Source organism: Bradyrhizobium liaoningense (genome assembly GCF_018130825.1).
GTDB lineage: Bacteria > Pseudomonadota > Alphaproteobacteria > Rhizobiales > Xanthobacteraceae > Bradyrhizobium > Bradyrhizobium liaoningense_B.
The window spans coordinates 705,001-730,349 of record NZ_JAFCJS010000003.1 but is presented as its reverse complement, the minus strand read 5'-3'; the positions used below and the strand labels follow the sequence as shown (position 1 = coordinate 730,349).

Here is a 25,349-nt window from a genome sequence, read left to right as displayed (position 1 = left end):
GTTAACGAACCGGAAACCATAACGGTCGCAAAAACCGTTGATCGCGCATGGCAGCGCGCCGCGTCGCTTCCATCGTCCCCTCTCGAACGGAGCTGAGCTTGGTTCGGTTCGAAAATGTCGGATTGCGTTACGGTCTGGGGCCGGAGATCCTGCGCGACCTCAGCTTCCAGATCCCCGCGCATTCCTTCCAATTCCTCACCGGCCCGTCCGGCGCCGGCAAAACCTCGCTGCTGCGCCTGCTGTTCCTGTCGCATCGGCCGACGCGCGGTCTCGTCAATCTGTTCGGCCACGATATCTCGCAGCTCGGCAAGGACGAGATCGCGGACTTGCGCAAGCGCATCGGCATCGTGCTGCAGGATTTCCGCCTGCTCGACCACATGACGACCTACGAGAACGTCGCGTTGCCGTTCCGCGTCATGGGCCGCAGCGAGTCGAGCTATCGCAAGGAGGTCATCGACCTCCTGCGCTGGGTCGGCCTCGGCGATCGCATGGATGCGTTGCCGCCGATCCTGTCGGGCGGCGAGAAGCAGCGCGCCGCGATCGCGCGCGCGGTGATCTCGCGGCCGCAGCTGCTGCTCGCGGACGAGCCGACCGGCAGCGTCGATCCGACGCTCGGCCGCCGTCTGCTGCGGCTTTTCATCGAGCTCAACAAATCCGGCACCGCCGTCATCATCGCGACCCACGACATCGGCCTGATGGACCAGTACGAGGCGCGGCGGCTGGTGCTGCACCAGGGACGGTTGCACGTCTATGAGTAGGACCGACGAGCGCGGCGTGCTGGTCGACCTCGGACAGGAGCGTCCGCAGCTTCCGGCCAAGGCGCGCAACATGTCGCCGATCGTGCCGCGCGCCTCGATCCAGGGCCGCGCGCTGGTCGCCGTCGTCGCCATCATGACGTTCCTGGCTTCGATGACCACGGGCACCGTGCTGCTGGTCAGCGCCTCCGCCGCGGAATGGCAGTCGGAGGTCGCAAGCGAGATCACCATCCAGGTCCGTCCGCAAGCGGGGCGCGATCTCGACCGCGACGCAGCGGCCGTGACCGAGGCGATGCGCGCGCAGCCCGGCATCGTCGAGGTCAAGCCGTTCAGCAAGGACGAGAGCGGCAAGCTGCTCGAGCCGTGGCTCGGCACCGGCCTGTCGATGGACGACCTGCCGGTGCCGCGCATGATCATCGCGCGGGTGCAGCCCGGCACGCCGCTCGATCTCGGCGCCTTGCGTGCCCGCGTGACGCAGGTGGCGCCAAGCGCCAGCGTCGACGATCACCGCGCCTGGATCGAGCGCATGCGCTCGATGACCAACGCCACCGTGCTCGCCGGCCTCGGCATTCTCGCGCTCGTCATCATCGCGACCATCATCTCGGTGTCGTTCGCGACCCGCGGCGCCATGGCGGCGAACCGCCCGATCGTCGAGGTCTTGCATTTCGTCGGCGCCGGCGACCGCTACATCGCCAACCGCTTCCTGCGGCATTTCCTCAGGCTCGGCCTCGAAGGCGGCGTGATCGGCGGCGGCGCCGCCATGCTGGTGTTCGGCTTCTCCGAGTCGATCGCCGGCTGGTTCTCGGGGACCCCGGTCGGCGACCAGTTCGCGGCCTTGCTGGGCACCTTCTCGCTGCGGCCGTCCGGCTATGTCGTGCTCGCGGTGCAGGCGGTGCTGATCGGCGCCATCACCGCGGTCGCCTCGCGCCAGACGCTGTTTGCGACGCTGAATGATATCGATTGAAGTTTCTTCGCCTCTCCCCGCTTGCGCGGATTCCGGGTGAGGAGGACTCTCCGCGACGCCGACTGCCTCCGTCCCCGCGGAGACTCCCCCTCACCCCAACCCTCTCCCCGCAAGCGGGGCGAGGGAGCACAGCACCGCCGCGGATCGAGTTGTGGTTCAGTCGCTTTGATAAGCCTGACAAACCGGACTCCACTTCGCCTCAAAACGTCCTAAAATCATTCAGGGAAGGGATCACTGACATCGCATGACCTCGCCGACCGACGATCGATCGCCGAAACTGCCGCGCGGCTGGCTGCGCGCGACAATCGTGTCGACGATTGCGTTCGCTTTCGTCGGCGCGGCGGCGGGCTTCGTCGCGTTCCTGTCGCAGATGCGCGGCGCCGAGATTGCGCCCGACCGCAAGGCCGACGGCATTGTCGTCCTGACCGGCGGTTCCTCGCGGGTCTCGGACGCGATGGAGCTGCTGGCCGCCGGCTATGGCAAGCGGCTGCTGATCTCCGGCGTGCATCCGACCTCGACGGCAAACGACATCTCGCGGACCTTGCCGGAGAACCAGTCTTTCATGACCTGCTGCGTCGACCTCGATCGCACCGCGCTGACGACCCGCGGCAATGCCGCGGAGGCGCGGCGCTGGGCCGAGGGGCGGCACTTCAAGTCGCTGATCGTGGTCACCTCGAACTATCACATGCCGCGCGCGCTGGTGGAATTCTCGCATGCGATGCCGGAGACCACGCTGATCCCGTTCGTGGTGGTCGGCGATAAATGGCGCGAGGAGCCGTGGTGGACCTCGGCGTCCACCCTGCGGCTGCTGTTGTCCGAATATGTCAAGTACATCGCGGCCGAGCTCAGGGTGCGGCTGGAGGATTTCGGGATTGACCTTTCGCCCGAGATGTCGGAGCAGCCTGCAGGCCAGCAACCGAAGCGGCCCGCCACCGCCCAGGCCAATTGACTGGCAAACTGATCGGCAAACTAATCGGATCGTCGATGTTTCTGATTTTCCTGCGTTCGCTCGTGTTCAACGTGCTGTTCTATGCCGTGCTGGTGTGCCTCGCGATCGTGGCGCTGCCGACCTTCGCGTTGCCGCCGCGTGCCATGCTGACGGTCGCGCAATGGTGGGCGAAGGCGACGCTGGTCCTGATGCGCGTGATCTGCAACATCAAGGTGGAATTCCGGGGTGTCGAGAACATCCCGCAGGGGCCGCTGGTGATCGCAGCGAAGCACCAGTCGTTCTGGGAGACCTTCGTGCTGCCGGGCTTCTTCAACCGCCCGATCTTCATCCTCAAGCGCCAGCTCATGCAGATTCCGGTGTTCGGCCAGTTCCTGGTCAAGACTGGGATGATCGCGATCGACCGCAATGCCGGCGTGAAGGCGCTGCTGGACATGACGCGGCGGGCGCGCGAGGCGGTGCGCAGCGGAAAGCAGCTCGTGATCTTTCCGGAAGGCACGCGCCGCGCGCCGGGCGCTCCGCCCGACTACAAGACCGGCTTCGCTCAGATCTATTCGTCCTGCGGCGTGCCGTGCCTGCCGATCGCGCTCAATTCCGGCCTGTTCTGGCCGCGCCGTACCTTCATGCGCTATCCGGGCACGCTCGTCGTCGAGTTCCTCGCTCCGCTGCCATCAGGCCTGCCGAAGGATGAGTTTCTTTCCCGCGTGCAGACGGTGATCGAAGACGCGACCGTTCGCCTCGTCGAAGCCGGCCGCAAAGAGCAGGAGCAATTGATCGGCAGCGCGCCGAGCTATGCGCCGTCGGAGAGCTAAAGCATGATCCGGAAAAGTGCGAAGCGGTTTTCCGGAAAGATCATGCGCAAACAACAACCTAAAGCGCGATGACGATTCATCCAAATCTCATCGCGCTTTAGCGGCTCTCTCGATCTTCGGGAGCAGGCGCGTGCAGGGGATGCGCATCACCATGCAGCATCGTCGCGAGCTGATGCAGTTGCGTGTCGCGAAAGCCTTCGGCCTCGATGGCTTTCACCGTTGCCGTCACGTAGTCGCGGTTGGCGCCGGACTGGCCATGGCCCTGGACGACGTGTCGGTGCTGATCGGCGAGCGACAGCCGGCCGGCATATTGCACATGACCGCGGTCGACGACATAGACGAGTGCCGAGACGCGCTGGCGCGCATCGTTCTCCAGCCATACCGAGCGCATCACCTCGCGATAGACCGACGTCACCTGCTCGCGTTCGCGCAAATAGGCGACCACGTCGGCACGGTGCTTTTCGGCGACGCGGAAGGCGATGCCGCGGCAGGCGCCGCCACGGTCGAGCCCGAGCACCAGGCCCGGCTTCTCGGGCGTGCCGCGATGCACGAAGGAATAGACGCAGAGCGCGCGATGCTCGCCGACCAGCCGGGCCGGGACGCGCTCCTCGAATTCGAAGCCCGGCCGCCACATCAGCGAGCCGTAGCCGAACACCCAGAGGTCGCCCTTGGCATTCGTGACGGAGGGGAGGGTGATTTCGGACATTTCGGGCACGGCTACCAGAATGAAGGCTCCAAGCGAAGCGGATTCTCAGTCTTTCGTCGGGGGCCAGCCCCGCTTACATTTGCCTGAATCTGGGGCCAAAGGGTCGCCGCATGTCCGATATGACCGTTGCCACAGGCCGCCGCTCCCGTTGGGGCCTTTTCATCGCACCCGTTCTCCTGCTGATCCTCGCCGTCGCGTGGACCTGCTTCTGGTTCTATGCCGCGTCGCAGGCCGAGACCGCCGCAGATGCCTGGCGCGCGCAGGAGGCCAAGTCCGGCCGCATCTATGATTGCGCCAAGCGCTCGATCGCGGGCTTCCCGTTCCGCTTCGAGGTCCAATGTTCCGGCGCCAGCGTCGCCCTGGTCTCGCAGAATGCCAGCAAGACGCCGTTCACGGCCAGGCTCGACAACATCCTGGTCGTCGCCCAGGTCTATGATCCCAAGCTCGTGATCGCAGAGTTCTCGGCACCGGCGACACTGGTCGACGGGGTCACGCAGAACACCTTCGTGGTCAACTGGAGCAAGGGCCGCAGCAGCGTGTTCGGCCTGCCCGCCGTGCCGGAGCGCGCCTCCCTCGTGTTCGACGATCCCAGCATCAACCGCGTTGATGGCTCGGTGCAGGTGCCGCTCGCGCGCGCAAAACAGGTCGAACTGCATGGCCGCCTCGCGGACGGTTCGCCGGCGGATCATCCCGTGATCGAGACCGTGCTTCACGTCGCGCAGGGCAGCATCCAGGGCGTTCATCCCTTGCTCGCCGAGCCGTTCGAGGCCGACACGCGCGCCAAGATCACCGGCCTTTCCGACCTCACGCCAAAGCCCTGGCCGCAGCGCTTCCGCGAGATCCAGGCCGCGGGCGGCCATATCGAGATCGTGCAGTCGCGGATCCAGCAGGGCGAGATGATAGCGGTCGCGGCCGGCACGCTCGGCCTGTCGGCCAATGGCCGACTCGATGGCGAGCTGCAGATGACGGTGACCGGCCTCGAGCGCGCGATCCCGGCGCTCGGCATCGAGAAGCTGCTGGAAGAGGGCGTGCCGCAGGCAACGCTGGATCGCGTCGCGCCCGGCGTGAAGTCGCAGGACCTCAACAATCTCTTTGGTGCGCTCGACCGCGCTGTTCCCGGCCTCGGCAAGGTCATCAAGCAGAACGCCAACGCCGGCGTTGCCGCCGGCATCAACTCGATCGGCACCGAGAGCACGCTCGAGGGCAAGAAGGCGCGCAGCTTCCCGCTGAAGTTCGTCGACGGCGCGGTGCTGCTCGGACCGGTGAAGGTCGGCCAGATCCCGCCGCTATATTGATTGATGTGTCGTCATTCCGGGGCGATGCGTAGCATCGAACCCGGAATCCATTTCACCCCGTGCGCTGTGGCCCAATGGATTCCGGGCTCGCCCTTCGGGCGCCCCGGAATGACAGGAGCTACGGCTTCTTCTCGAGCTGCCCGTGCTGGCGGCCGAAATCGGCTGCCGCCGAATCCTGGCCGATCTCGACGATGCCGCGGCGGATGGCGCGGGTGCGGGTGAAGTGATCGAACAGCGCCTCGCCGTCGCCGCGGCGGATCGCGCGCGTCAGCTTGGCGAGATCCTCGGTGAAGGTGCCGAGCATCTCCAGCACCGCTTCCTTGTTGGCAAGGAATACGTCGCGCCACATCGTCGGATCGGACGCGGCGATGCGGGTGAAATCGCGGAAGCCGCCGGCGGAGAACTTGATCACCTCGGACTCCGTCACCTGCGCCAGCTCGTCGGCGGTGCCGACGATGGTGTAGGCGATCAGATGCGGCAGATGGCTGGTGATCGCGAGCACCAGATCATGGTGATCCGGCGTCATCACCTCGACCTTGGCGCCCATCGCCGCCCAGAAGGCGCGCAAGTGAGCGACGGCCTCAGTGTCGGTGCCCTCCGGCGGCGTCAGGATGCACCAGCGGTTGATGAAGAGCTCGGCGAAGCCGGAATCCGGCCCCGAATGCTCGGTGCCCGCGACCGGATGCGCCGGCACGAAATGGACCGTCTTCGGCAGGTGCGGTGCCATGTCCCTGACGATCGCGCCCTTCACCGAGCCGACGTCGGAGATGATGGCGCCGGGCTTCAGATGCGGCGCGATCTCCTGCGCCACCGGTCCGCAGGCCCCGACGGGAATGCAGAGGATGACGAGGTCGGCGTCCTTCACCGCTTCCGCATTGGTCGCCACCACCTGGTCGACAATGCCGAGCTCGATCACCCGCGCGCGCGTCTTCTCCGAGCGCGCGGTGGTGACGATCTCGGAAGCCAGGCCCTGGAGCTTCGCAGCGCGCGCGATCGAGCCGCCGATCAGGCCGAAGCCGATCAGCGCGACGCGCTGGAAATGCGGGTTCGCGCTCATTTGCCGGCCACGAAGTCGCGCAAGGCATCGACGACGAGGCGGTTGGCCTCTTCGGTGCCGATGGTCATGCGCAGGGAATGCGGCAGGCCGTAATTCTTCAGCGCGCGCAGCACGAGGCCGCGTTTGGTGAGGAAGGCGTCGGCATCGTCTGAGGTCCTGCCCTTGTCGGTCGGGAAGTGGATCAGCACGAAATTGGCAACGCTCGGGGTCACCTTCAGGCCGAGCTTGCTGATCTCCTCGGTGAGCCAGTTGCGCCAGGTTTCGGTGAACTGCTTCGACATCGCCTGATGCGCGGTGTCCTCGATCGCGGCGACCGCGGCATACATCGCCGGCGTCGACACGTTGAAGGGACCGCGGATACGGTTGACCGCGTCGATGATGTGCTCGGGCCCGAACATCCAGCCGATGCGCAGCGCGGCAAGGCCGTGGATCTTGGAGAAGGTGTGCGTCACCACCGTGTTCTCGGTGGTGGCGACCAGCTCGATGCCCATTTCGTAATCGTTGCGCGAGACGTAGTCGCAATAGGCGGCGTCCAGCACCAGCAGCACGTGCGAGGGCAGGCCGGCGCGCAGCCGCTTGACCTCGTCGAACGGAATATAGGTGCCGGTCGGATTGTTGGGATTGGCGAGCCAGACCAGCTTCGTCTTCGGCGTCACCGCCTTCAGGATGGCGTCGACGTTGCAGGTGAGGTTGGTCTCCTCCGCGATCACGTTTTTGGCGCCGACCGCCATGGTCGCGATCGGGTAGACCAGGAAGCCGTGGGTGGTGGAGATCGCCTCGTCGCCCTGGCCGAGATAGGTGTGGGCGAGCAGGTTGAGGATCTCGTCCGAACCCGCGCCGCAGATGATGCGGTTCGGATCGAGCCCGAACGAGCGGCCGATCGCTTCGCGCAGCACGCGCGAGGTGCCCTCCGGATAGTCTTCCAGATGATCCGCCACATTCTTGAAGGCTTCGATCGCCTTGGGCGAGGGCCCGAACGGCGTCTCGTTGGCCGAGAGCTTGAACACCTTGCGGCCCGGCTCCGGCACCGGGGTCTTGCCGGGCGTGTAGGGCGCAATATCGAGAATGCCGGGGTTCGGCACGGGGCGGGACATCTTCAACTCCGGATAGGCTTTAGGCGGTACGCGATTTACGATTTCGACCCGGTCGGGGCCACCGTATAGCGCGTTGCGTGGCTGCCGACGAGGGCCGTGGAGCGCACCGAGGCCCCCGCTTCGATCAGGGCAGCCCTGATCTTGTCGATGCTGGTGTCGCTCGTGACCGAGACCAGCAGCGCCGCGCCGTCGAAGGCGGTATCGGGCACCGCCACGATGTCGGCAAGCGGCGACAGCGCCCGCGCGACCTCGGCGTTCCACCCGGAGACCCGCACGCTGAAGGTCTCGACCTCCGTCACCACGGCGCTGTCGGCGACGCGTGAGATCGCGAACACGGGCAGTGACGCCGGATGGTCGGCGCGCTCGACGAAGGGCATGCGCGCGATGATCTTCGGCGCGCCTTGTGCTTCCAATTCCAGCCACCACGGCGTGCGGCTGGACGTTGCCGAGACCAGCGCCAGGTCGCCCTTGGATTTCGCCACCGCCTCGACCGCGGCCTGCGCGCTGAAATGCGCGACGTAGGGCACCGTGAAGCCGAAATGGAAGCGCACGGAATCGCGCATCGCGGGCTCGCTCACCGAGATGTCGGCATGCACGGAGAACGGCGCCTGCACATAGGTGAAGGTCGAGATGATGACGCGCCAGATGCTCTCGACGGTGTCGAGCGGCAGGATGCCGCGATGACGCTGCACGATCTCGCGCATCATGGAGGCCTCGCGCGCGGGGCGGAACGCCGAGCCGACCTCCTGGGTCTGCTTCACCTGGATCAGGCGGTCGATGATGTCGCCGCGCTGCATCAGCAGGCGATGCATGCCCTCGTCGATCGCATCGATCTCCTTGCGCAATTCCTGCAATGATGGTGGCGCGGGCGGACGTTGGGACATATCTGACAGGACTATTGAGAGGCGTTCCAATGCGGGCCAGCCGAGCCGGTCCGCTGCGATCGATGTCTTGATTAGGCAGTCAGGGCCGCGAAAGCAAAGAGAAATGACGGCCCTTTCGGCTGACGCGCCAGGGGACGAATTTGGCTCATCCGGGCCGCGACTTGACGAAAACCGTCCAAGCCGGTAGGTTTTTGCCTGTTCCGTGGTCATTTGAGCCGGCCGGCTTGCAGCCACGTTAAAAAACTCGCTAAACAGGCCGGGGACGCTTCCGATCCCGGCCGAACCTATCGTTCAGGCCGGGTTTTTCATGGCCTGATGTCAATGCGGTCTGAAGTCCGATCGCAAACGAGGTCGATGGTCAGATGGTTGGCGTCAAGTCGATTCCGAGCCCCGCGATCAGTGCCGACGATCGGTCGCACGAAGTGGATCATCCGAGCTCGCTCATCGCGCATTTCGGCACCGAGCAGCCGTTGCCGCTCGATTGCGGCGTCGATCTCGCCCCGTTCCAGATCGCCTACCAGACCTATGGCGAGCTCAACGCCGATCGCTCCAACGCGGTCCTGATCTGTCATGCGCTGACCGGCGATCAGCACGTCGCCAATGTGCATCCCGTCACCGGCAAGTCCGGCTGGTGGGAGACCCTGGTCGGCCCGGGCCGGCCGCTCGATCCCGACAGGTACTTCATCATCTGCTCCAACGTGATCGGCGGCTGCATGGGCTCGACCGGGCCCGCCTCGATCAATCCCGCCACCGGCAAGGTGTGGGGGCTGGAATTCCCCGTCATCACCATTCCGGACATGGTGCGCGCGCAGGCGATGCTGATCGACCGGCTCGGCATCGACACGCTGTTTGCCGTGGTCGGTGGCTCGATGGGCGGCATGCAGGTGCTGCAATGGACCGCGGCCTATCCCGAGCGCGTGTTCTCCGCGCTCGCGATCGCCTGCTCGACGCGCCACTCGGCGCAGAACATCGCGTTCCACGAGCTCGGCCGCCAGGCCGTGATGGCCGATCCCGACTGGCACAATGGCGGCTATGCCGACCGCGGCATCCATCCGCATCGCGGCCTCGCGGTGGCGCGGATGGCGGCGCACATCACCTATCTCTCCGACGCCGCGCTGCACCGGAAGTTCGGCCGGCGCATGCAGGATCGCGAGCTGCCGACCTTCTCGTTCGACGCCGACTTCCAGGTCGAGTCCTATCTGCGCTACCAGGGTTCGTCCTTCGTCGAGCGCTTCGACGCCAACGCCTATCTCTATCTGACGCGCGCGATGGACTATTTCGACATCGCCGCCGACCATGACGGCGTGCTGGCGAAGGCGTTCGCCGGCATCCAGACCCGTTTCTGCGTCGTCTCCTTCACCAGCGACTGGCTGTTTCCGACCTCGGAATCGCGCGCGCTGGTGCATGCGCTGAACGCCTCGAGCGCGCGGGTGTCGTTTGCCGAGATCGAGACCGATCGCGGCCACGACGCCTTCCTGCTCGACGTGCCTGAGTTTTTCGACATCTCCCGCGCCTTCCTGCAATCGGCCGGCAAGGCGCGCGGACTGAATGGCGGGGGTAGCTAGGATGTCGGTGCAGGAAGTGCTGCCGCTGGGCGGCGTTGCGGCCGGGCAGTCCGGCCAGGCTCGCGCCGACCATCTGCTGATGGCCGAGATGGTCAAGCCGGGCTCGAAAGTGCTCGACGTCGGCTGCGGCGACGGCGACCTGCTTCAGCTGCTCGAGGCCCGCGGCATCGACGGCCGCGGCATCGAGCTGTCGCGCGAGGGCGTCAACCGCTGCGTCGCCAAGGGCCTCGCGGTGGTGCAGGGCGACGCCGACACCGACCTCGTCAATTATCCCGATGATGCCTTCGACTACGTGATCCTGTCGCAGACGCTGCAGGCGACGCGGCAGCCGAAGGTCGTGCTGGAGAATCTGCTGCGCATCGGCCGCCGCGCCATCGTGTCGTTCCCGAATTTCGGCTTCTGGAAGATGCGACTGCAGCTCCTGATCGGCGGCCACATGCCGCGCACGGAGAACCTGCCCGCGACCTGGTACGACACCGCCAATATCCACTTCTGCACCATCAAGGATTTCGTCGAGCTCTGCGACGCGATCAACGTCAAGATGGAGCGCTCGGTGGCGCTCGATCTCTATGGCCGCCCGGTGCCGCTGAACCTGCCCTGGTGGGTGTGGAATATGTTCGGCGAACAGGGCGTGTTTCTGCTGAGCCGGGGCGGGGGGAAGTAGTTTCCCGTAGCCCGCATGGAGCGGAGCGCAATCCGGGGCAGGTCGCGCCGCGCTCGAGAATCCCGGATTACGCTAGCGCTCCATCCGGGCTACGAGACGGAGCGTTTGGCGGCGCCTTCGCTCTAATGCGCCGCCAGCGACCTGGGATCACGCACCGGCCATCGTCCCGCCTCGACCAGCGCCACGAACCGCTCCACGCTTTCGTTGAACAGCGCGGGCTCCTCGAGATTGAGCACGTGGCCCGATTTCGGAAACATCGCGAGCCCTGCGGCCGGCAGATGCTTCTTCAGGAACAGGCTCGCTCCGACGCAAGGATCGTCCTCGTCGCCGCAGATGATCAGCGCCGGCGTTGCCACCTTCGCGATCGCATCCGCCATCGTGTAGATCGAGGGACGGCCGCCCTGGAAGCCGCGCATCGTGTTGGCCGACCCCTTCGCATCGTGCCGCGCCAGCGCGGCATAGAAATCGGCGTGGCCGCGCGGGTCCTTGACCAGGAACGGAATCCGGCTCGGCGCCTCGCGCGTGACCTTGGCGACCTCGGCTGAGCCCAGCGTCTCGAACTGCTCGGCATTGGCGCGGCACTGCTTGCGCCAGGCGTCGAGATTTTCGAGCTCCGAACCGGAGCCGACGCCGGCCAGCGTCATCGACAGCGCGCGATGCGGCGCGTTCAGGCCGATCTGCAGCGAGGAGTAGGCGCCCATCGAGAGGCCTACGAGATGCGCGCGCTCGATCTTGAGATGGTCGAGCACGGCGAGCGCATCGGTGTAGAAATGCGTGTAGGTGTAGACCTCGCCATCAGGCACGTCCGACGGGGTGTAGCCGCGCGCCGAATAGGTGATGCAACGGTGGCCGCGCGAGAAGTAGCGCATCTGCGGCTCCCAATTGCTGTAGTCGGCCGCGAACTCGTGCAGAAAAATAATCGGCGTTCCCTGGCCCACCTCTTCGAAATAGATGCGGACGTCATCCCATGTCGTGGCGTGGGGCATTAACCGTTTCCCTCTCTTCAAGCCGCCTTTTCAGGATCGCAGTTAATGCTGTTGTCTGCAATGCGGCAGCTTCAAACCAGCACCGGCACAAAATCATCGCAGCTATTCGCCGACGTTGCGTCTTTTTCTCGCCACATCCGGAAGCTTTACGCCCCGGCGGATGTCGGCCACCGCACGGGCCGGCGGGAAAGAGGGGTGTCAACGAAGGATGAAGAATGTTTGAGTTGTTTGCGTACCGCCTGTCGCGTTGTGTTGTCGCGCTGGCGGTTTTCTTCGCGGCGGTCGCCGCATTCGTTTCTCCGGCCTCGGCGCGGCCGCATCATCGTCATAGCGCAGAGCGGCACACTCACGTGCACCACGCCAGACATCATCACTCCCGCCATCATGCACGCAGCTCGCGCTTCGATCGCAGCGCGGCGCAGTTGCAGGCGGGCGGCTTCGCCGACACCCAGGCCAGCTATGATCCGAACGCCAGCAGCGGCGGCATGGGCAATAACGGCATGGCTGCGAGCGGCGGCTTCGGTGGCGGCTCGGGCCTCGTGTCCGAGGCGCGCCGTTATCTCGGCGGCAATCCGACCGGGCGCGGCAGCCTGTGGTGCGCGCGCTTCATGAACATGGTGCTGGAGCACAGCGGCCATCGTGGCACCGGCTCCGACATGGCCAGCTCGTTCGCGCATTACGGCACGCGCGTCTCTGGCCCGCAGGTCGGCGCCATCGCAGTGATGTCGCGCGGTCGCCGCGGCGGTCATGTCGGCATCATCACCGGCATCGACGCGCAGGGCAATCCGATCATGATCTCCGGCAACAATGGCAACCGCGTCCGCGAAGCGCCGGTCTCGCGCGGTCGGATCTATGCGTATGTGATGCCGAACTGAGGCGAGGTGCGTAGGGTGGGTTAGCTAGCGGTTGCGCGAAGCGCGGTCCGCTGGCGTAACCCACCTCTTCTCTTTCTGCGGAGGTAGACAGTGGTGGGTTACGCCTTCGGCTAACCCACCCTACGAAGTTCACTGGTTGACAGCCTCGTGCCCACATGGGCGAGGCTGTCAGTTGCGCCACGAACCTTTCGCCGCTGCCGTGCGACGAAGATGGCACTGGCCGAACCTTCGGCCCGGAGCGGCAGAGGGTCATGACATTCGCGAAAGTGACGGCGGAGGAGTTCTACGCACTGCTGGAGGGACGCGGTTCGGCAAGGTTTCGGCGCGAGCTGGCGCGTTACGAGTTTTTCGCGCCGGGAGGCGACTGCGCCGTGCATCACGGCTCGCTGTCCGTGCCAGATGCGCTGCCGGCCTCGGCGGCCAACATGCTCGTGCTCGGCGATCTCTCCGCGGACGGCCTGCTGGACCTCGGAGAGGATGGCACGGAGTGCGGCTGTTTCATCGTGCTGGGCAACGTTGCCTGCAGCGCGTTTGCAAATGCTTACGGCAAGTGCGTCATGATCGACGGCAACCTCGAGGCCGACGAGATCATCGTCAATTCGTTCGAAGATTCGGCCCTCATGGTGACGGGACATCTCCGGACCTATTTTTATCACGGCATCGATATCTGGGCCGAGGTCGGGGGCCGCGCGGAGATGGAATATGGCGACGGCTATTGCCTGCCGATCGGATACACCGCGGCCGCGGCCGAGGCGATCGAGCCACGGCATGACCGCGATGCGTCGTTGCACAGGCTGAGCTTTGGAAACGGCGAGTCCGTCGATCCGCAGGACTTCCTCGATCGGCTGAAAAACGGCCAGCCGATTTTTCGGCCGCTTAGGTAGCAGGCGCCGCTCACATCAGCTTGGGCTGCTCCACCGCAACCGCATCGCCCACCCCGATCTCACCATCGGCAATGACCTCGGCATAGATGCCGCAGTCCATGTGGCCGAGATGGCGCGAGAGCGTCGGCGGGATCTCGAGATCGCGCTTTGCCGTCACCGGGTCCACATTGGTCGCCGGACAGCGCACGATGCGCTTGACCACCTTGAGCCGGGCCTCGCCGATCGCGAGCGTCTGGCCGACGAGGTCGAGCTCGGACCAGGCCGGCCAGCCTTTCACGTAAAGATTGCCGCGGAAGCGCAGCGGGTGGACGGCAGTGCCGCCGAGCATGGCCTCGATGGCGCGGACGCTGTCGAGATTGATGATCGACACCACCTTGCGGGCGACGTCGGAAAAGCTGTGATCGCGGCCCGAGAGCACCTTCGGCGGCCCCTTCAGCTCCGGCTGGAAGTTCTCGGTGAAATAGCTCTCGATGGCGGCGCGCCCGGCGGCGGTCTCGAGATCGCCGCTGGCGACGATCTGGCCGTCCTTGCGGATGGTCAGGCGGTTGGTCGCGTCCTCGAAGCGACTGTCGAGCGAGGCCAGCCGCTCATTGCGCGCCAGCATCAGGAACAGGATTTTCGGCTTCCATTCGGGCGCCTCGGGATCGAACCCGCTCGGGCCGTTCTCGATGGCGTAGCGGCGGTCGGCAGGCAGGGTCTCCCCTCGCCGCAAGGGGGCGCGGGAGAGGGGCTCCGGTGTCAGGCCCTTGATCGGGTAGCGGAAGAGGCCGGTGATCTCGGCGGTCTGGCTGGCTGTCATGTCGCTACTTAGGGGATTCGACGCAGCTCCGCCAAGCCGGCGGATCAGCGCACGAAATTGTGAAGTCGCCTCTTTCGCATCCGCAACCCGCTTCCCACATCTGCCTCAGGCCGGCGGCCACGCCGGTCCACGACGACCGTTACCGGTTGAGAAACGTCAATGCGGTAATTGGAAACCCAATGAAGATGCCGTTTGGGGTGCCTTAGAGGGCCCCAGGGGCAGGCCGAGGGAAAGAAAAGACATGAATATCGACAAATATACCGAACGCTCCAGGGGCTTCATCCAGTCCGCGCAGTCGCTCGCGGTGCGCGAGGGGCACCAGCAGTTTTCCACCCTGCACGTGCTGAAGGTCCTCCTGGACGACAATGAGGGGCTCGCGGCCGGTTTGATCGACCGCGCTGGCGGCAATTCCCGTGCGATCCTGAAGGCGACCGAGGAGGCCCTGAACAAGGTGCCGAAGGTCTCCGGCGGCGGTGCGGGGCAGATCTATCTGGCGCCCGAGCTTGCCCGCACCTTCGATGCCGCCGAAAAGGCCGGCGAGAAGGCTGGCGACAGCTTTGTCACCGTCGAGCGGCTGCTGCTTGGCCTTACGCTGGAGAAGACCAGCGAGGCCGGCGCGATCCTGAGCAAGGGCGGTGTCACCCCGCAAAACCTCAATGCGGCGATCGAGGCGCTGCGCAAGGGCCGCACCGCGGACTCGGCGACCGCCGAGAACGCCTATGACGCCCTGAAGAAATATGCCCGCGACCTCACCCAGGCTGCGCGCGACGGCAAGCTCGACCCGGTCATCGGCCGCGACGAGGAGATCCGCCGCACCATCCAGGTGCTGTCGCGCCGGACCAAGAACAATCCCGTCCTGATCGGCGAGCCCGGCGTCGGCAAGACCGCCATCGCGGAAGGCCTCGCGCTGCGCATCGTCAACGGTGACGTGCCCGAGAGCCTGAAGGACAAGAAGTTGCTGTCGCTCGACCTCGGCGCACTGATTGCCGGTGCGAAATACCGCGGCGAGTTCGAGGAGCGGCTGAAGGCCGTGCTCCAGGAGGTGACCGGCAGCGAAGGCACCTTCATCCTCTTCATCGACGAGATGCACACCCTGATCGGCGCCGGCAAGGGCGACGGCGCGATGGACGCCTCCAACCTGCTCAAGCCCGCGCTCGCCCGCGGCGAGCTGCACTGCATCGGCGCGACCACGCTCGACGAGTACCAGAAGCACGTCGAGAAGGATGCGGCGCTGGCGCGGCGCTTCCAGCCGATCTTCGTCAGCGAGCCCTCGGTCGAGGACACCATCTCGATCCTGCGCGGCCTGAAGGACAAGTATGAGCAGCACCACGGCGTGCGGATCACCGATTCCGCGCTGGTCGCCGCCACGACGCTGTCCAACCGCTACATCACCGACCGCTTCCTGCCCGACAAGGCGATCGACCTCATGGACGAGGCCGCGGCGCGGCTGAAGATGCAGGTCGATTCCAAGCCGGAAGAGCTGGATTCGCTCGACCGTGAGATCATCCGGCTCAAGATCGAGCAGGAGGCGCTGAAGAAGGAAAGCGATCTCGGCTCGAAATCTCGTCTCGAGGCACTCCAGAAGGAGCTCGCCGAGCTCGAAGAGAAGTCTGCGGCGCTGACGGCGCGCTGGAGCGCGGAGAAGAACAAGCTCTCCAACGCCCAGAAGCTGAAGTCGGAGCTCGACGCCCTGCGCGTCGATCTGGCCGCTGCGCAGCGGCGCGGCGAATTCCAGAAGGCGGGCGAGCTGGCCTATGGCCGGATTCCGCAGCTCGAGAAGCAGCTTGCCGACATCGAGGCGCGTGAAGGCTCCGGTGAGGTGATGGAGGAGGCGGTGACCGCCAACCACATCGCGCAGGTGGTCTCGCGCTGGACCGGCGTGCCCGTGGACAAGATGCTGGAGGGCGAGAAGGAGAAGCTCCTGAAGATGGAGGAGCAGCTCGGCACCCGCGTCGTCGGCCAGACCGAGGCCGTGCGTGCGGTCGCGACCGCCGTGCGCCGCTCCCGCGCGGGCCTGCAGGACCCGAACCGCCCCACCGGCTCGTTCATGTTCTTAGGGCCGACCGGCGTCGGCAAGACCGAGCTGACCAAGGCGCTCGCGGAGTACCTGTTCAACGATGAGACTGCGATGGTCCGCCTCGACATGTCCGAATACATGGAGAAGCACTCGGTCTCGCGGCTGATCGGCGCGCCTCCGGGCTATGTCGGCTATGACGAGGGCGGCGCGCTCACCGAGGCGGTGCGGCGCCGGCCTTACCAGGTCGTGCTGTTCGACGAGATCGAGAAGGCGCATCCTGATGTCTTCAACGTCCTGCTGCAGGTGCTCGACGACGGCCGCCTGACCGATGGCCAGGGCCGCACCGTCGACTTCCGCAACACGCTGATCATCATGACCTCGAACCTTGGTTCGGAATTCCTGGTGAACCAGCCCGAGGGCGAGGATACGTCCGCCGTGCGCGAGCAGGTGATGGGAACGGTGCGGGCGCATTTCCGCCCCGAATTCCTCAACCGCGTCGATGAGATCATCCTGTTCCACCGCCTGCAGAAGAGCGAGATGGGCCGCATCGTCGAGATCCAGTTCGCCCGGCTGCAGAAGCTTTTGACCGATCGCAAGATCGTGCTGAGCCTCGATGCCGCCGGCCGCGACTGGCTCGCTGCCAAGGGTTGGGACCCTGCCTACGGCGCAAGGCCGCTGAAGCGGGTAATCCAGCGCTACCTGCAGGACCCGCTCGCCGAGATGATCCTCGGCGGCGACGTCAGGGACGGCGACACGGTCGCGATCTCCTCCGAAGGCAACGTGCTGACCTTCAACGGCAAGGCGCCGCAGACCGCGGAGATCGCCCAGTTCGAGGCGCCGGTGCCGAAGCGGAAGCTGAACTGATCGCCATTCGTTGCCTGAAACGACAAACCGCCTCGGAGAGATGATCTCTCCGGGGCGGATTGTTTTGCGGCTCGTTGACGTCCTAGCCGATTGCGGACGCGGAGCCGGACTCGGCCGGTCCAACCTCGTCGTCGTCCTCTTCAAGCTCGGACAGGATGTCGACGAGCTCGCGCACCCGTCCCTGCGCCAGCGGCCGCAAATCGTTGATCATCGGCTCGTCATTGGCGAGCCAGGCCTGGGCCTCGGCGAGTTCCTCGACGGTCGCGCCGGTCCCGATGATCTCGGCAATGGTGACGTCGTCGGCCCGGTCCACGGTCTTGATGACATCGTCGCGTGAGAGGCGCGTCATGGGGCGATCCTCCTGCTGGTCGGCTTCCCATTGCTGTATAACGGGGAACCGGCGGGGCCGGTTCCAGGTCAGCAGGACTCCGCCGGCAGACGCTACTTCTTCACCGCTTTGTAGATCGCGTTCTCGATGTCGGAGGAGAAGTAGATGACGCCCGTCGCGCCGACCGCCACGCCGGTCGGAATGTGGGTCGGCAGGCCGCCGGGCGCGCCCGTCAGGCCGATCGGGAGATTGGCCGCGATTTCGGTCACTGTGCCGGTCTCCGGCGCGATCTCGATCAGCCGCCTGGCGCCGACTTCCGCCACGATCAGCTTGCCGTCGCTGCCGCGTGCGAGACCTTCGGGCATTTTCAGCTCCTTGGCGAGCACGGTCTTTTCACCATTGCTTTCGATCCTGGAGACGGTGCCGGCAAAGGCTTCGGTGACGTAGACCTCGCCACGCGTTCCGCCGACGAGTCCGACCGGGCCCTCGAGGTCGCCAATCAGCGTGGTGCGATCCTTGCCATGCTCGCCGCTGACGCGGACCAGCGACTTGGTGCCGAGCTCGGCCACCAGGATGCTGCCGTCCGCGAGTACGATGGCGTCGTGCGGCGCCTTGAAGCCGTGCAGCATGTCGCGCGTTGCGCTGGTCTTGCCGTCGATCACCTGCACCGTGCCGGTGAACCAGCTCGACAGGACCACGTCGTTGCCCTTCGCCGTCGCGCTCATCGGATATTCGAGCGTGACGCCGGCGGCATGCATGCGCGCCTTCTCGCTGACCTCGCCGGTCATCCCGTCCACCGTGCGATAGGCGAACACGTCGGCGACGTGGATCGTGTCCCTGCCATTCTCCGAGGTGACGCCGATGCCGCCGGGCAGGGCGAGCTTGCCGATGATGATCTGCCTGGCCTGGCCGGTCGCCGGATCGACCTCCTGGATGCCGTTGTCGGCCATGTTGGAGACGTAGATGCGGTCCTTGTCGTCGATGGCAAGGTTGTCCAGCGACGGCTTCAGCTGCGCGACCACGGTCTTGGCGCCTGATTTGGGATCGACCCGCACGAGCTGGCCGAGCGCGGTATCGACCACAAAGACATTGCCCTTGGAATCGAAGTTCACGGCGGCCGGCACCTTGAAGCCGTCGGCGACGACGGTCAGCTCGGCCTTGTCGACGTCGACCTTGGCGACCTGTCCCTTGAACCAGAGCGGACCATAGAGCTTGTCGTCCGGGCCGAACTCGAAGCCGTTGAGGCCGCCCATCTTCTCCATGATCTGGCGGGGCGGTTTGACGCCTTCGACGTCGATCTCGTAGAGCGTGTCGCCGAGGAAAACGGTCGTGGCGTAGAGCCTGCCGTCCTTGCGGAAGGCGAGCGAGTTGATGCCTGGGAGCCCGGAGGCGAGCTTCTTGATCGGTCCGTCGCCTTTGCGCGAATAGAGATCGCCGGCCAGGAAACCGGTCCAGGCCATGGTGCCGTCGGGCGCGAACGCGATGTCGTCGGCCATTCCGACCGGTGAGGGGATTGCAACCTTGGCGGTACCGCTGGCGATGTCGACCTCGTAGAGCATCGCGCCCGCGACGCTGCCGGCAAACAAATGGCCGGCCTTGTCGATCCCGAGCCCGTGCACGCCATGGAACGCCGAGCCCGGAACGAGCCTGGTCACCTCCCAGTTTTCCGCGGCGGATGCGCTCGTGACGGAGAAAACGGCGGCAACCAGGGCTGCGCAGGCGAGCCTGTTCTTCATGGCGAGACCTCCCATTTTTTGGAAAGTATTCGCCCGTCCTGCGGCTTTGGCAAACGAAACTTGAAATTGTAAGCGCCGCGAAGCGGCCCGCCTCGCAACGTTTTTCAGTTCGATCGTGCTTGAAGGATGTTTGGTCGCCGTCGGCCGGTGGCCGACTTAGCGGTTGGTGACCTGCAACGGCCCGCCGGTTGCGTCCGACATGCGGGCGATGGCAGCACCCCGGCCGCTCATCATGGCGTCGAGGCGGTCGCGCTCTTTCTCGAAGCCGGCGAGCATCGGGCCTTCCAGTGAACGGCCACGCGGCAGTTTCACGCGCATCGGGTCGACGAAACGGCCGTTGACCAGGATTTCGTAATGGACGTGCGGGCCGGTCGACATGCCGCTCGAGCCGACGAAGCCGATCACCTGGCCCTGCCGCACCTTCTTGCCGAGCTCCATGCCCTTGGCGAACGCCGACATGTGGCCGTAGGCGGTCTCGTAGCCGTTGGCGTGCTTGATGCGGATGTACTTGCCGTAGCCGCCTTCGGGGCCGGCCTTTTCGATCACGCCGTTGCCGGAGGCGAAAATCGGCGTGCCGTAGGCGGTGGCCCAGTCGACGCCGGTGTGCATCTTCACGAAACCGAGGATGGGGTGGCGGCGGCCGCCGAAGCCGGAGCGCATGATGGCGTTGTTGACGGGCTTCCTGACCAGGAACTTCTTCGCGCTCTTGCCGGTCTCGTCGTAGTAGTCGACGACGCCGTCGTCGGGGCTCTGGTAGCGGTAGTATTTCTTGGTCTCGCCGCCGACGGTGAGCGAGGCGAACAGCACGTCGTTCTTTTCGCTCGATGTCACGCCCTCTTCTTCGCCGGCGTAGAAGACGTCGAAGGAATCGCCTGGCTGCACCTTGCGCTGGAAATCGACGTCGTAGGAATAGATCTTGATCATGTCCTCGATGACCGGCATCGGCACCTTGTTGCGCATCGCGGTCTCGTAGATGCTCTGGTAGAGCCGGACGCCAGTGCCGTCATCGTCGTCATCGTCGTCGCTGTTGGCGTTGGCCGTAGCGTCCGCGACGGTGTTCATGCTGGAGACGTCGACCGCGACGTATTTGCCGAGATCGGACAGTGCCGCGATCGCTTCCACCATGGTGTCGTTTGCAACCACGACGCGATAGGGCTGGAGGCGGGCGCCGGGGCTTGCAGGCGCCATCAGGATGCGGAGTTTTTCGCCTTCCTTCAGGCCGCCGTCGCGCCCCCGGGGGCCGAGGGTTGCGGTGATCGCCTTGATCTCGTCCGCGGTGGCGCCGAGATCGCGCAGCACGGAGCCGACGCTGTCGCCCTTCTTGACCAGATGGACGCGCTCGCCGTTGGGATTGCCGCCGGTAATCTGTTCCTTGGTCTTCGGCAGCAGCGTGACGTTTTCCGGCACCACGCGGGTCTCGAAGCCGGCATAGGGATCGGAGGGCGACACCTCGGTGGCGTAGGCCATCTTGATGTCGGAGGGGCCGGTCGCGCCGGACACGTCGGCGGCGGCATTGGCGAGCGAGGCGTAGCGCACCCCGCCATTGCCGCGCCAGTTGGCGGCGTCGCGCACCCGCATCAGGATGTCGTCGAGCGCCACCACCGCGGAAATCTTGGCTTTCGGCAGCACCGGCGACAGGTCCTTGGTCACGAAAGAGACCTCGGCGTCGGGCTCGACGGCTTCCGGATTGTTCGGATCGTCCGATGCCGTCTTCGGATCGGAGCCGACGTCGGTGAGAAGACGCTGGGCGTTGAACGGCGGAATCTTCGCCGACAGATCGCTCGTCGTCATCGACAGATTGCCGGCGATCCGGACGAAGGGGCGCACCCGCATCACGTCGCGGTTGCCGACGCGGGCGACCGTCGAGACGCGCATGATGTTGCGCGAGGCCGTGGATTCGCTGGGCGGCGGCAGGCGGTCGCTCTTGTGCAGCGTGGCGGCGCGATCAGCTGCGCCGAACGCGCCACGCAGCGCACCCTCGACCCGTTCCGGAACCTTGGCGAAGGTCATCTCGCCGTCGAGCGACGCGAAAACGGCGCCGCCGATCAGGGCCGCGCCGCAAAGTCCGGTCAGAATTGTCCCGCTGAACCATTGTACCGAGACGCGACGGCGGTCGATGACGGCGGCTTCCGAACCATCGACGGACAGCGGCGGCTCGTGGCCGAGATCGATGATCCCGGTCTCACGCCCATAAGCGCCGCGTGACGTCCTGTGGTTCAACCCAAGTCCCCCAATCAACGACCCAAGAGCCCAATTCCACGAGCTCAATTCCAAGAGCCCAATTCCAAGAGCCCGGTTTCGAGCCCCTTCCTGACCGCCCTCTTCGAGGGGCATCGCAGGAATGGGCAAGCCGCACAGGCGTCCGCAGTCAGAAGGCCCCGATAATGGGCCGGCCGAAATTACGAACAGCTAAGCGGAAAAAGATCTCTCGATGTCTCTCGAATGTCCGAAGAAGGCTGCTTCATCGTCTGATCGCCTTCCTCCGACCTCACCAAAATCGCCGGCAGCCCCCACTGGCATCCCGCGATTCAAGCTTGTCTCTTATCAGAACGCCGCGGGATTGTGGCTCAAGTACGGCGCCTAATATGGAAAAAGTTTCCTGAACGGGCGGGCGCCGGGGACCGCCCGGGAAGGGCGCCCAGGACCGCTTCCGGAGCCCCTCCGGAGCCCGCCATGGGCCAAACTTTTTTCAGATTTTTTGCCGGGCCGGCTCGTTTGGCGCGTCCGGCGCCCCTCTAACCGACTGGAATCGTGGGAATTTTTTCGCTGATCCACTGTGCGACGATTTGTTGACGATTGGCGTTGACAGCCCGGAAGGTGGGGCCTATAACCCCAACCACTGAGCGCGGCGCCGCCGGGTCACTGACCAAGGCGAGCGAACGCGCCACTGATGCTCCTCACCTTGTTGAGTGAACACAACAGCCGACACCAGTCGGTTGGAGTTCATCCATCGTCGGTAAGGGTGTCGGAACCCTTCCTCTCAGGAAGGTTGGGACCTCTCCGGTTCCGGGCTGTTTGACAAGTGAAGATGAAGAAAGAGAAACGTGGACGGCGGAGTCCTTGCGGGTCTCGCTTCTGAAAAGCTTCGGCTTTTCTGATCGAGACCGGACGAAAGACTTCGGCGGTACACGTTTTAAAGGAAACACCATCGTTGCCAGCGATGTGAATCGCAGGCAGCTCGTCGATTTCGGTCGATGAAAAATGGTGGGACCTCGTCAAACGTTGTGATCAGCCGGTTCAAAGTTCAAGTCCAACTTGAGAGTTTGATCCTGGCTCAGAGCGAACGCTGGCGGCAGGCTTAACACATGCAAGTCGAGCGGGCGTAGCAATACGTCAGCGGCAGACGGGTGAGTAACGCGTGGGAACGTACCTTTTGGTTCGGAACAACACAGGGAAACTTGTGCTAATACCGGATAAGCCCTTACGGGGAAAGATTTATCGCCGAAAGATCGGCCCGCGTCTGATTAGCTAGTTGGTGAGGTAATGGCTCACCAAGGCGACGATCAGTAGCTGGTCTGAGAGGATGATCAGCCACATTGGGACTGAGACACGGCCCAAACTCCTACGGGAGGCAGCAGTGGGGAATATTGGACAATGGGGGCAACCCTGATCCAGCCATGCCGCGTGAGTGATGAAGGCCCTAGGGTTGTAAAGCTCTTTTGTGCGGGAAGATAATGACGGTACCGCAAGAATAAGCCCCGGCTAACTTCGTGCCAGCAGCCGCGGTAATACGAAGGGGGCTAGCGTTGCTCGGAATCACTGGGCGTAAAGGGTGCGTAGGCGGGTCTTTAAGTCAGGGGTGAAATCCTGGAGCTCAACTCCAGAACTGCCTTTGATACTGAAGATCTTGAGTTCGGGAGAGGTGAGTGGAACTGCGAGTGTAGAGGTGAAATTCGTAGATATTCGCAAGAACACCAGTGGCGAAGGCGGCTCACTGGCCCGATACTGACGCTGAGGCACGAAAGCGTGGGGAGCAAACAGGATTAGATACCCTGGTAGTCCACGCCGTAAACGATGAATGCCAGCCGTTAGTGGGTTTACTCACTAGTGGCGCAGCTAACGCTTTAAGCATTCCGCCTGGGGAGTACGGTCGCAAGATTAAAACTCAAAGGAATTGACGGGGGCCCGCACAAGCGGTGGAGCATGTGGTTTAATTCGACGCAACGCGCAGAACCTTACCAGCCCTTGACATGTCCAGGACCGGTCGCAGAGATGTGACCCTCTCTTCGGAGCCTGGAACACAGGTGCTGCATGGCTGTCGTCAGCTCGTGTCGTGAGATGTTGGGTTAAGTCCCGCAACGAGCGCAACCCCCGTCCTTAGTTGCTACCATTTAGTTGAGCACTCTAAGGAGACTGCCGGTGATAAGCCGCGAGGAAGGTGGGGATGACGTCAAGTCCTCATGGCCCTTACGGGCTGGGCTACACACGTGCTACAATGGCGGTGACAATGGGAAGCGAAGGGGCAACCCCTAGCAAATCTCAAAAAGCCGTCTCAGTTCGGATTGGGCTCTGCAACTCGAGCCCATGAAGTTGGAATCGCTAGTAATCGTGGATCAGCACGCCACGGTGAATACGTTCCCGGGCCTTGTACACACCGCCCGTCACACCATGGGAGTTGGTTTTACCTGAAGACGGTGCGCTAACCCGCAAGGGAGGCAGCCGGCCACGGTAGGGTCAGCGACTGGGGTGAAGTCGTAACAAGGTAGCCGTAGGGGAACCTGCGGCTGGATCACCTCCTTTCTAAGGATGATCCTTCAGCGAGCTTCGGCTCACTATCGGATCGTTTTAGAAACATCAGTGGCCAACAGATCGCCAGATCGTTGAGCTGCATTGGCGGGATTTCGCCGTCTTCGTTTCTCTTTCTTCGCGGACGAACACGCGCTGGGCCTGCAACGGCAGGATCCAGGGTCCTTAACGGGATATGCGTTAGGGGCTTGTAGCTCAGTTGGTTAGAGCGCGCGCTTGATAAGCGTGAGGTCGGAAGTTCAAGTCTTCCCAGGCCCACCACTTTCATCGAGTGAGCATTCGTCTTCTGGTTACGGGGCCATAGCTCAGCTGGGAGAGCGCGTGCTTTGCAAGCATGAGGTCGTCGGTTCGATCCCGTCTGGCTCCACCAGATGGTTTGATCATCGACACTGTGCACCGTCGTCCGCGAAACATCACTTCGCATTCACTAGTCTGGATAGACAGTGAACTGCGTGTTTTCTGACATCGTAAAGAGGAGATCGATCCGAGTTGGATCGTGCGGCAAGCAATTGCCACGCGATACTTCATTATCTCCGGATCATTTTCGGCGCTCGCGCGCTTTTCAAGTGTAGCTCACAAGGCTGCATCTGAAGAATGAGCGAGTTGTAAAATGATCCTTTTAGCGAAGCTTGACCGCCTCGCTATCGGAACGATCTTACGAAGCAAGCTGGTCTTTCTAGTCAATGTCCGGCTGTACGTAGCATTCATCGAGGGTGCGCGCCGCAAGGCAATCGTACGGACAACATTCTGCCGAGTGTGTGGACATTGATAATGAGAGCAATCAAGTGCCTTAAGGGTGTTCGGTGGATGCCTTGGCGCTGAGAGGCGATGAAGGACGTGCTACGCTGCGATAAGCCGTGGGGAGCTGCGAAGAAGCTTTGATCCGCGGATTTCCGAATGGGGAAACCCACCTTCGATAGCCGGAACTCCAAGACCTTGTGTCTTGGTGTTCGACCAGAAATGATCGGGACCATGACCGCGAGGTTTTGGATTTCCGGTTATCAAGAGAAGGTATGAGACTTCTGAATACATAGGAGGTTTCAAGCAAACCCAGGGAACTGAAACATCTAAGTACCTGGAGGAAAGGACATCAACAGAGACTCCGTTAGTAGTGGCGAGCGAACGCGGACCAGGCCAGTGATACATCAAAGACAATCGGAACCAGTCAGGAAAGCTGGGCCTCAGAGGGTGATAGCCCCGTACGAGTAATGCGATGATGTATCCACGAGTAAGGCGGGACACGTGCAATCCTGTCTGAACACGGGGGGACCACCCTCCAAGCCTAAGTACTCCTCAGCGACCGATAGCGAACCAGTACCGTGAGGGAAAGGTGAAAAGCACCCCGACGAGGGGAGTGAAATAGACCTGAAAC

General features: G+C 64.0%; 19 protein-coding genes, 2 tRNA genes, 2 rRNA genes and 1 riboswitch (1 of these 24 running past the window's edge). Of the genes, 14 read left to right on the top strand and 9 right to left on the bottom strand.

The annotated features are described in order from the left end of the window. Positions 1–98: 98 nt before the first annotated feature. The 4 genes from ftsE to JQ603_RS16860 all read left to right on the top strand — a co-directional run bounded on the left by ftsE (position 99) and on the right by JQ603_RS16860 (position 3,477). Entirely contained in the window at positions 99–758 is a 660-nt protein-coding gene (gene ftsE / locus JQ603_RS16875) for a cell division ATP-binding protein FtsE (protein WP_018646542.1), read from the top strand. Continuing rightward, entirely contained in the window at positions 751–1,719 is a 969-nt protein-coding gene (locus JQ603_RS16870; protein WP_212341071.1) for a cell division protein FtsX, read from the top strand. The genes ftsE and JQ603_RS16870 overlap by 8 nt, the downstream gene beginning before the upstream one ends. Before the next feature lie 244 nt (positions 1,720–1,963). Next, positions 1,964–2,668, top strand: coding sequence for a YdcF family protein (locus tag JQ603_RS16865; RefSeq protein ID WP_212341070.1), 705 nt, complete (start codon positions 1,964–1,966; stop codon positions 2,666–2,668). A 35-nt stretch (positions 2,669–2,703) separates the two neighbouring features. Then, on the top strand, positions 2,704–3,477 hold the full coding sequence (locus JQ603_RS16860) for a lysophospholipid acyltransferase family protein (protein ID WP_212341068.1): 774 nt from the start codon (positions 2,704–2,706) through the stop codon (positions 3,475–3,477). A gap of 97 nt (positions 3,478–3,574) precedes the next feature. On the opposite strand, the gene JQ603_RS16855 is transcribed toward JQ603_RS16860, so the two are convergent. Continuing rightward, on the bottom strand, positions 3,575–4,183 hold the full coding sequence (locus JQ603_RS16855) for a gamma-glutamylcyclotransferase (RefSeq protein WP_212341066.1): 609 nt from the start codon (positions 4,181–4,183) through the stop codon (positions 3,575–3,577). Between the two features lie 110 nt (positions 4,184–4,293). Between JQ603_RS16855 and JQ603_RS16850 the strand changes: the two genes are divergently transcribed. Further along, complete coding sequence (locus JQ603_RS16850) at positions 4,294–5,478, top strand: DUF2125 domain-containing protein (RefSeq protein WP_212341065.1); 1,185 nt, start codon at positions 4,294–4,296, stop codon at positions 5,476–5,478. 118 nt (positions 5,479–5,596) lie between these two features. Here JQ603_RS16850 and JQ603_RS16845 read toward each other — a convergent pair whose 3' ends face one another. The 3 genes from JQ603_RS16845 to JQ603_RS16835 are packed head-to-tail and all read right to left on the bottom strand — an operon-like array spanning position 5,597 to position 8,513. Beyond that, positions 5,597–6,535, bottom strand: a complete 939-nt coding sequence (locus JQ603_RS16845; protein ID WP_212341064.1) for a prephenate/arogenate dehydrogenase family protein — start codon at positions 6,533–6,535, stop codon at positions 5,597–5,599. Beyond that, on the bottom strand, positions 6,532–7,629 hold the full coding sequence (hisC, locus tag JQ603_RS16840; RefSeq protein WP_212341063.1) for a histidinol-phosphate transaminase: 1,098 nt from the start codon (positions 7,627–7,629) through the stop codon (positions 6,532–6,534). The genes JQ603_RS16845 and hisC overlap by 4 nt, the downstream gene beginning before the upstream one ends. Positions 7,630–7,664: 35 nt before the next feature. Beyond that, positions 7,665–8,513, bottom strand: a complete 849-nt coding sequence (locus JQ603_RS16835; protein WP_212341062.1) for a chorismate mutase — start codon at positions 8,511–8,513, stop codon at positions 7,665–7,667. Positions 8,514–8,705: 192 nt separating this feature from the next. Further along, positions 8,706–8,785: riboswitch (SAM riboswitch) on the top strand. 90 nt (positions 8,786–8,875) lie between these two features. Between JQ603_RS16835 and metX the strand changes: the two genes are divergently transcribed. Continuing rightward, entirely contained in the window at positions 8,876–10,078 is a 1,203-nt protein-coding gene (gene metX / locus JQ603_RS16830; RefSeq protein WP_212341061.1) for a homoserine O-acetyltransferase MetX, read from the top strand. A gap of 1 nt (position 10,079) precedes the next feature. Beyond that, positions 10,080–10,742, top strand: coding sequence for a methionine biosynthesis protein MetW (gene metW, locus JQ603_RS16825; RefSeq protein ID WP_212341060.1), 663 nt, complete (start codon positions 10,080–10,082; stop codon positions 10,740–10,742). Positions 10,743–10,864: 122 nt separating this feature from the next. Here metW and JQ603_RS16820 read toward each other — a convergent pair whose 3' ends face one another. Continuing rightward, on the bottom strand, positions 10,865–11,728 hold the full coding sequence (locus JQ603_RS16820) for an alpha/beta fold hydrolase (RefSeq protein WP_212341059.1): 864 nt from the start codon (positions 11,726–11,728) through the stop codon (positions 10,865–10,867). A 215-nt stretch (positions 11,729–11,943) separates the two neighbouring features. On the opposite strand from JQ603_RS16820, the gene JQ603_RS16815 reads away from it, so the two are divergent. Next, positions 11,944–12,603 carry a TIGR02594 family protein gene (locus JQ603_RS16815; RefSeq protein WP_212341057.1) on the top strand — a complete coding sequence of 220 codons (660 nt, stop codon included), beginning with the start codon at positions 11,944–11,946 and terminating at the stop codon, positions 12,601–12,603. Positions 12,604–12,758: 155 nt separating this feature from the next. Beyond that, positions 12,759–13,487 (top strand): hypothetical protein, encoded by a 729-nt coding sequence (locus JQ603_RS16810; RefSeq protein ID WP_212341055.1) that lies wholly within the window; start codon positions 12,759–12,761, stop codon positions 13,485–13,487. Between the two features lie 10 nt (positions 13,488–13,497). Here the strand turns inward: JQ603_RS16810 and JQ603_RS16805 are convergent, their stop codons facing one another. Then, positions 13,498–14,286: an MOSC domain-containing protein gene (locus tag JQ603_RS16805; RefSeq protein WP_212341053.1), complete on the bottom strand. Its 789-nt coding sequence runs from the start codon at positions 14,284–14,286 to the stop codon at positions 13,498–13,500. Positions 14,287–14,527: 241 nt separating this feature from the next. Between JQ603_RS16805 and clpB the strand changes: the two genes are divergently transcribed. Next, positions 14,528–17,167, top strand: coding sequence for an ATP-dependent chaperone ClpB (gene clpB, locus JQ603_RS16800; RefSeq protein WP_212341052.1), 2,640 nt, complete (start codon positions 14,528–14,530; stop codon positions 17,165–17,167). Positions 17,168–17,249: 82 nt separating this feature from the next. On the opposite strand, the gene JQ603_RS16795 is transcribed toward clpB, so the two are convergent. The 3 genes from JQ603_RS16795 to JQ603_RS16785 all read right to left on the bottom strand — a co-directional run bounded on the left by JQ603_RS16795 (position 17,250) and on the right by JQ603_RS16785 (position 21,451). Beyond that, the gene (locus JQ603_RS16795; RefSeq protein WP_212341050.1) at positions 17,250–17,516 is read right to left on the bottom strand and encodes a hypothetical protein; all 267 of its coding nucleotides are present in this window, start codon (positions 17,514–17,516) and stop codon (positions 17,250–17,252) included. A gap of 92 nt (positions 17,517–17,608) precedes the next feature. Then, positions 17,609–19,231 (bottom strand): Vgb family protein, encoded by a 1,623-nt coding sequence (locus JQ603_RS16790; RefSeq protein ID WP_212341049.1) that lies wholly within the window; start codon positions 19,229–19,231, stop codon positions 17,609–17,611. 156 nt (positions 19,232–19,387) lie between these two features. Then, positions 19,388–21,451 carry a M23 family metallopeptidase gene (locus JQ603_RS16785; RefSeq protein ID WP_212341048.1) on the bottom strand — a complete coding sequence of 688 codons (2,064 nt, stop codon included), beginning with the start codon at positions 21,449–21,451 and terminating at the stop codon, positions 19,388–19,390. A gap of 1,031 nt (positions 21,452–22,482) precedes the next feature. On the opposite strand from JQ603_RS16785, the gene JQ603_RS16780 reads away from it, so the two are divergent. The 4 genes from JQ603_RS16780 to JQ603_RS16765 all read left to right on the top strand — a co-directional run. Beyond that, positions 22,483–23,971, top strand: a 16S ribosomal RNA gene (locus JQ603_RS16780). 190 nt (positions 23,972–24,161) lie between these two features. After that, a tRNA-Ile gene (locus JQ603_RS16775) sits at positions 24,162–24,238 on the top strand. A 33-nt stretch (positions 24,239–24,271) separates the two neighbouring features. Further along, positions 24,272–24,347, top strand: a tRNA-Ala gene (locus tag JQ603_RS16770). Between the two features lie 409 nt (positions 24,348–24,756). Beyond that, positions 24,757–25,349 (top strand): 23S ribosomal RNA (locus tag JQ603_RS16765); it runs 2,253 nt beyond the window's last position. The 16S and 23S rRNA genes sit together here with 2 tRNA genes alongside, the layout of an rRNA operon.